Consider the following 6,731-nt stretch of genomic DNA (forward strand, 5'->3'; position numbering starts at 1 on the left):
ACACGTGCACGGTAGGGGTTTCTTTACACTTATATAATAGCAAAGTGCGGGCAATTTTTCAAGTTATTTGCCGCCGCTGCAATTATTTTTTTACGAGATCGTCTTCCGTACGAATGGAAAGTTCGCGCAATTGTTTCGGCGCTACTTCCGACGGCGCCTGGGTCATCGGATCGATCGCGCTTTGCGTTTTCGGGAACGCGATGACGTCACGAATCGACTGGCGGTTGGCCATCAACATAACCAAACGGTCCAGGCCGAAGGCGATACCGCCGTGCGGCGGCGCGCCGAATTCAAAGGCCTCCATGAGGAAGCCGAATTTCTGCTTCGCTTCTTCCTGGCTGATACCGATCGCCGCGAAAATCTTCTGCTGCAGTTCTTCCTGGTAAATACGCAAGCTGCCGCCGCCGACTTCGATACCGTTCAGGACAAGGTCATACGCTTTTGCCTTCACGCGTTCCGGATTCGATGCGAGGAACTCGATATCCTCATCACGCGGCATCGTAAAGGGGTGATGCATCGCGACGTAACGTTTCTCTTCTTCGCTGTATTCAAACATCGGGAAGTCGAGCACCCAGGTGAACGCTAATTCATCCGGGTCGATCAGGTTGCGACGACGCGCCATTTCCAAGCGCAATTCGCCCAACGCCTGCGCAACGACTTTCGCTTTATCCGCTACCATGAGGATCAAGTCGCCCGGCTGCGCTTCACTGTGAGCGATAATCGACTGCACCATTTCCTCACCGAGGAATTTGGCGATCTGCGATTTGACGGAGCCGTCCGGATTGACTACGATCCAAGCCACGCCTTTACCGCCGTAACGGCCGACATAGTCGACCAGGCCGTCGAGTTCGCGACGCGGAATGTCGGAGTAACCTTTCACCACAATGCCTTTGACTTCGCCGCCTGCTTCGACGACCGAACGGAACACTTTGAAATCGGTCTTGGCTACAATATCCGTCACATTGAAGAACGGCATTTCGAAACGCAGATCCGGTTTATCCGAACCGTACAGGTTCATCGCGTCATCATAGCTGATGCGCGGGAACGGCGTGGGAATCTTTTTGCCGAGCGCGCGTTCAAAAATGAAAGCGACCATGTTTTCCATTAATTTCAAAATATCGTCGCGTTCGATAAAGCTCATTTCAATATCCAGCTGCGTGAATTCCGGCTGGCGATCCGCGCGCAAGTCTTCATCACGGAAGCAACGTACGATTTGGAAATATTTATCCATGCCGGACACCATCAGGATCTGTTTGAAGATCTGAGGAGACTGCGGCAACGCGTAAAATTTACCCGGGTTGACACGACTCGGTACCAGGTAATCGCGCGCGCCTTCCGGCGTGCTCTTGGTCAGCATCGGCGTTTCAATTTCCCAGAAACCGTGCTCGTCCAAATAGTCGCGCATCGCTTTCGCTACTTGGTGACGCAGCCGCAAATTCTTTTGCATTTCCGGACGGCGCAAATCCAGGTAACGATACTTCAGGCGGATATTTTCATCCACATCAACATTATCTTCGATATAAAACGGAGGGGTTTTGGCGGCATTTAAGACGCGCATTTCATACACTACGACTTCCCATTTGCCGGTCGGCATATTTCCGTTGACCGTTTGCGCGTCGCGTTCACGCACCGTACCGCGTACGCAGATCACGTATTCATTCCGGATGCCTTCCGCTTTATGAAAACTTTCCTCATCATAATCGGGCGAAGCCACCAGCTGCACTACACCGGTCCGGTCGCGCAAATCCACAAAAATCAAACCGCCGTGATCGCGACGTCGTTCCACCCATCCGCATAAAACGACTTCGTTGCCGTTTTGCGCCTCGGTCACTTCGCCGCACATCAACGTACGGTGCAAACCTGCCATTGTTTCCATTCCTTTATCCTCTCCGTTCTCGTTCATTTTGCAAGTAGCCGACAACCTCGCTGCGCGCCAGCGTTGTCTGCTCACGCGCGGCCAAATCGCGTATAATCACGGTGCCGTCTGCTAATTCTGTTTCGCCAATAATTATAACATACTTAGTGCCGGTTTTACCGACCTGCTTCAAACGGCTCTTTAAACTGCGGCCTAAAAGATCGGTATCGACGGTGAAATTCGCCGCCCGCAATTCCTGCGCAATCGCGAACCCGAGTTCACTCGCGGCCTCGCCGTGAGTCGCGATCGCGACATCAGCGGCCGCGGTGACCTCCGGTAATAAATCTTGCATCGACAACGCGAGCATTAAGCGCTCGAGGCCGACGGCAAAGCCGATGCCCGGCGTATGCGGACCGCCGATCTCTTCGACGAGTCCGTCGTAACGCCCGCCGCCGCAAATAGCGCTTTGGGCGCCGAGCGGCGCGTACTGAATTTCAAAAGCGGTTTTCGTATAGTAATCCAAACCGCGCACAAGACGCGGATTTAACGTAAACGGAATCCCCGCCGCCGTGAGCAACTTCTGCGTAGCGGCGAAGTGATCGGCGCATTCCTCACAAAGGTAATCGGTGATTTCCGGTGCGTCCTGCGCAAGCTTTTGGCACGCTTCCTCTTTGCAGTCTAGCAGACGCAACGGATTTTTATATAAGCGCGTCTTGCAGTCTTCGCACAATTCATCCTGATGCGCCTCGTAGTACGCGATCAGTTTTTCCCGATAAACGGGTCGGCATTTCGGACAACCGACCGAGTTCACAAATACGTTCAGATCGTGTAAGCCGAGCGTTTGGAAAAGTTGTACCGCGAGCGCGATAATTTCCCCGTCCGCCTGCGGCGACGGGGTCGCCAATACTTCCACGCCGAATTGGTGAAATTCACGGTAGCGTCCCGCCTGCGGCCGATCGTAACGGAACATCGAACCGATGTAATACCATTTCGTCACGTTCTGATCCGCATACACTTTATGTTCCAAATAAGCGCGCACCGCCGCCGCCGTATTTTCCGGGCGGAGCGTCAGCGAACGATCGCCGCGATCGGTAAACGTATACATTTCTTTGGAAACGACGTCGGTCGTTTCCCCGATACCGCGTTGAAACAGTTCCGTCTTTTCAAAATGCGGCGTGCGAATTTCCTGAAATCCGTACTGCGCGCACAATTTACGTATCATTTCTTCGACATACCGCCACTGCTCACTTTCGGGCGGCAAAATATCTTGCGTTCCCCGCAAGGCTTTAATCATTGTACTTCGCTCCTTTGCGATATCGATTGAAACAGGTGATCTCTTTCCGTAAGATACGACTCCAGTCGTTCACAATACGCTGTATTGTCCCAGGGAAAATAGCAGCGATCAAATTGAAACGCGGCATTTTTAATCACTTTATTCGTCGCTCCCGGTCCGATGCCGAGTATGTGAATGCGTTCGCCCATCATTTGTATATTATAGCGGCAAAGCGTGCCGGGCAAGGCGTACCCGATATTGGCCAAATCCGCCGCGAGATATTTCTGACGATATAAATAGTACGGCTCATAACCCATGCCGCACAGCGTTTCATAGGCGAGATCCGCCATCGCCCGCGTCGTTTCCGCGGACGGCAGCCGGTATTTGCCCGCCGTTTGCATCAACGGGCTGTGCCGCTTCAATGCCAACGTATGCACGGTCACATTTCCCGGTCGCAGACGCGCCACCGCATCCAAATTTTCTTTCATATCCGCGATGTTCTGGTCCGGCAAACCCGCAATGAAATCCATGTTGATCGCGTCAAAATGATATTTTTGCGCCTCGGCGTACACGCGTTCGATCTGCGCGCCGGTATGCGCGCGATGAATGGTTTGCAAAATGCGATCTTGCAATGTTTGCGGGTTGATGCTCAAGCGCGTTACTCCCGCCATGCGCATCGACGCCAGCTTCGCCTCGGTAATCGTATCCGGGCGCCCCGCTTCGACGGTAAATTCCGTACCGGACGGAATCGCAAGTTCCGTTTGCAACGCCGTCAATAGAGTTTGAAAATGTTCCGCCGGCAGTACGGTCGGTGTACCGCCGCCGAAGTAGACGCTGTCGACCATCAACTGATGTCGGCGCAGCAGCGCGCCGGCGCGCTGTACATCTTCCAGCAGCGCCGCCAGGAATCCGTCCCAGTCTTCATCCGGTCGCGCGACACGAGCCGGAAACGAACAATACACGCAATGGCTCGGACAAAACGGAATACCGATATACACCGCCGCTTGGTGGTCGGTTTGCCGCCAATCAGTGGAAAGATAGGGTCGTTGGCGTTCACCGATCGCAGTTAAAAGTCGCCCCCAGCGCGGCGCGACTTTTTCGCGCGCCCAAAGCGCCTCCGCCTGCGCGGCGAAATCATCTTCTGCAAGCAACGGGTGCAAAAGCTTGGTCGGACGCATCCCAACGAGGTAACCCCATTCACCGAGCGGCTTTTCGCAAAGAGTAACAAGTACGTCACTCAAAAAATGACCGCCCGCGCGCCGCGTGGAAACTGTTTGCGAAGCATACGAGGTGTTACCCAACAACAATTCTACCCGGTACGTATTGTTTTGCGGCGTCACTCGTACCCGACAATCCGGCTGTTTTTCGTCCCAACGCAAACCAAAGCGGAGCATCAGCTGCGCCACGGGGGAATGCCATGCCGCCGGTCCGTCCAGAAAATAGGTATGCAGCGTCATATACGACGCTGTTTACGACGGCACTTCCGGCAGTAGCCGTAGAATTTCAGCACATGATCCACGATTTGGAACCGCTCCTCTTCTTCGATGATCTGTTCCAGCGGATCCAGCATATCGTACTCAAATTCTTTAATGGTGCCGCAACCCAAGCAAATCAGATGGTGATGGAAATGCGGCATATTATCATCAAATAATTCGTAGCGCGAACGCCCATCTCCGAAATCCAACTTCTTTAACAAGCCGAGTTCCACGAATAAATCGAGCGTACGATATACCGTCGCCAAACCGATATCCGGCTGAATGACTTTGACCGCATTGTAGACATCTTCCGCGCTCATGTGATTTTCGTCGCTTTCCACAAACACTTTCAAAATATCCTGCCGCTGCGTGGTAAATTTATACTTGTGTTCTTTGATCTTTTCGCGCAACGTCCGCATAATTTCATTTTGTCGCATGTCGAAATCCTTTCTGTTAACTACGTGCGATTTCTCTGTACTTGTTGTAATACCACATATGCTTGGTAATGACCTTCAACACGGCGAGTGTCGGTACGGCAAGCATCATGCCGAACACGCCGAGAACGGCGCTTCCCAAAAGAACGCCGGCGATAATCGCGACCGGGTGAATCTCAATGACGTTGCCCATGAGTTTCGGCATTAAGATATGACCGTCAAATTGCTGCACGACGATGTAGAAGATCAGTACTTTTACGGCGAGTGAGCCGCTGATGGTCAGCGCCAACAAAAGGGCCGGAATCGCGCCCACGATTGGACCGACGATCGGCACCAATTCCACGATTCCCGCGAGCAGCGCGATGACCAAAGGATACGGAACTTCCAGCCACCACATGCCGACAAACACCATGCTGGCGATCGCCACGCACAAGATCAACTGACCGCGAATATAGGCGCTCAGGATATGATCCGTTTCCTGCACCAGATCCATAATATGTTGACGATACTCCATCGGGAACAATCCGGCGAAAATGCGTTTGAATGTGCTGCCCGCTTTTAACATGTAAAACGTAATAATCGGCACGACGACCAGTTCGACCAAAGTGCCGGTAAATGCAATCACGGCGAAGATACCGTTTTTCGCAACATCAATCAAGTAGTTACCCGCACGCACCAGCGAGTCATTGATCATCTCCTGCGCTTCCGGCGGGATGAAGTCAATATAGCGCGCCTGCAAATACTGCATGGTTTCTAAAAGTTGCGACGTCAACGACGGAATCTGCAATACAAAGCCTTCAAATTGATGCCAGAACGGCACGAAAATACTGCGCGCCAGAATGGTCATCACCGCGATAAATACCAAGAACGCAATGATAATGGCAATATCGATGGGGAACCGGCGCCAGCGCAATTTCTCCGCCATTTTCATCTGAAAATCGACGAGCGGTCGCAAGATCAGGCACAAAAAGAGGCCGATCAAAAACGGTACGACAATCCACGGCACATAGTAAACGGTTAAAGCGACGGCCGTCACAAGGACAATGCGCAGCCAAAATTGCGCATCGCGTTTCAAAGGTACTACATTCACTGTTTTTTCATGTTCAGAAACGGGTTGCATCTTTTTTCTTCTCCGATCGTAGTCGATGGTCCGTGTCCGGATAAAACCACGGTGGCATCGGCCAAAGATAATAATTTTTCTTCAATACGGGTAATTAATTGCGACATCGAGCCGCCCGGAAAATCCGTGCGCCCGATCGAGCCTTGAAACAGAGCGTCACCGACAAATACCACTCCCGGTTCGGCGGCGTAAAAGCTGATGCCGCCGGGCGTGTGGCCCGGTGTCTCCAAAACCTCAAGTCGGATATCATCCAAGACGACGGTATCGCCCTCCGTCAGAAATTCTTCCGCCGGCTGCGCCTTCACGCTTTGGTATTGGTAAGCCGATAAATTCAGTTTCGGATCGCTCAAATAGGCTTGATCCGCCTGATGCATCGCCACCGGTACATCCGGGTACAACGCGCGCAGTTCTTCTAATGCTCCGATATGATCGGCATGACCATGAGTCAGCAGAATTTTTTTCAATTGTAAATCAAATTTCGTCAGCGCTTTTTGGATCTCTTTGGCTTCCGCTGCCGGATCGATGACGATCGCATGCTTGGTCGCTTCTGAAAACAGAATATAGCAATTGGTCG

Annotated in this window: 6 protein-coding genes; all 6 read right to left on the minus strand. The window is 52.5% G+C overall.

Annotation, left to right across the window (positions count from 1 at the left end; genetic code table 11):
- Nucleotides 1-82 precede the first annotated feature (82 nt).
- A complete protein-coding gene (aspS, locus tag RDN69_RS05425; RefSeq protein ID WP_288218334.1) occupies nucleotides 83-1,876 on the minus strand; it encodes an aspartate--tRNA ligase in 1,794 nt (597 codons plus the stop codon).
- Between the two features lie 4 nt (nucleotides 1,877-1,880).
- Nucleotides 1,881-3,149 carry a histidine--tRNA ligase gene (gene hisS, locus RDN69_RS05430; RefSeq protein WP_273259984.1) on the minus strand — a complete coding sequence of 423 codons (1,269 nt, stop codon included), beginning with the start codon at nucleotides 3,147-3,149 and terminating at the stop codon, nucleotides 1,881-1,883.
- The gene (gene hemZ, locus RDN69_RS05435; protein WP_273259986.1) at nucleotides 3,146-4,585 is read right to left on the minus strand and encodes a coproporphyrinogen dehydrogenase HemZ; all 1,440 of its coding nucleotides are present in this window, start codon (nucleotides 4,583-4,585) and stop codon (nucleotides 3,146-3,148) included. The genes hisS and hemZ overlap by 4 nt, the downstream gene beginning before the upstream one ends.
- Entirely contained in the window at nucleotides 4,582-5,040 is a 459-nt protein-coding gene (locus RDN69_RS05440) for a Fur family transcriptional regulator (protein ID WP_184327576.1), read from the minus strand. Before RDN69_RS05440 ends, hemZ begins: the two co-directional genes overlap by 4 nt.
- Nucleotides 5,041-5,056: 16 nt before the next feature.
- Nucleotides 5,057-6,157 (minus strand): AI-2E family transporter, encoded by a 1,101-nt coding sequence (locus tag RDN69_RS05445; RefSeq protein WP_159823271.1) that lies wholly within the window; start codon nucleotides 6,155-6,157, stop codon nucleotides 5,057-5,059.
- A partial coding sequence (locus tag RDN69_RS05450; protein WP_288218335.1) for an MBL fold metallo-hydrolase occupies nucleotides 6,124-6,731 on the minus strand: 608 nt, incomplete at its 5' end. The genes RDN69_RS05445 and RDN69_RS05450, both read right to left, overlap by 34 nt.

It is taken from the genome of uncultured Negativicoccus sp. (assembly GCF_902480485.1).
Classification (GTDB): Bacteria; Bacillota; Negativicutes; order Veillonellales; family Negativicoccaceae; genus Negativicoccus; species Negativicoccus succinicivorans.

Coding starts and splice junctions, on each gene's coding strand:
- RDN69_RS05445 (WP_159823271.1), bottom strand. CDS start 6,157: ATGCAACCCGTTTCTGAACATGAAAAAACAGTGAATGTAGTACCTTTG.
- RDN69_RS05440 (WP_184327576.1), bottom strand. CDS start 5,040: ATGCGACAAAATGAAATTATGCGGACGTTGCGCGAAAAGATCAAAGAA.
- hemZ (WP_273259986.1), bottom strand. CDS start 4,585: ATGACGCTGCATACCTATTTTCTGGACGGACCGGCGGCATGGCATTCC.
- hisS (WP_273259984.1), bottom strand. CDS start 3,149: ATGATTAAAGCCTTGCGGGGAACGCAAGATATTTTGCCGCCCGAAAGT.
- aspS (WP_288218334.1), bottom strand. CDS start 1,876: ATGGAAACAATGGCAGGTTTGCACCGTACGTTGATGTGCGGCGAAGTG.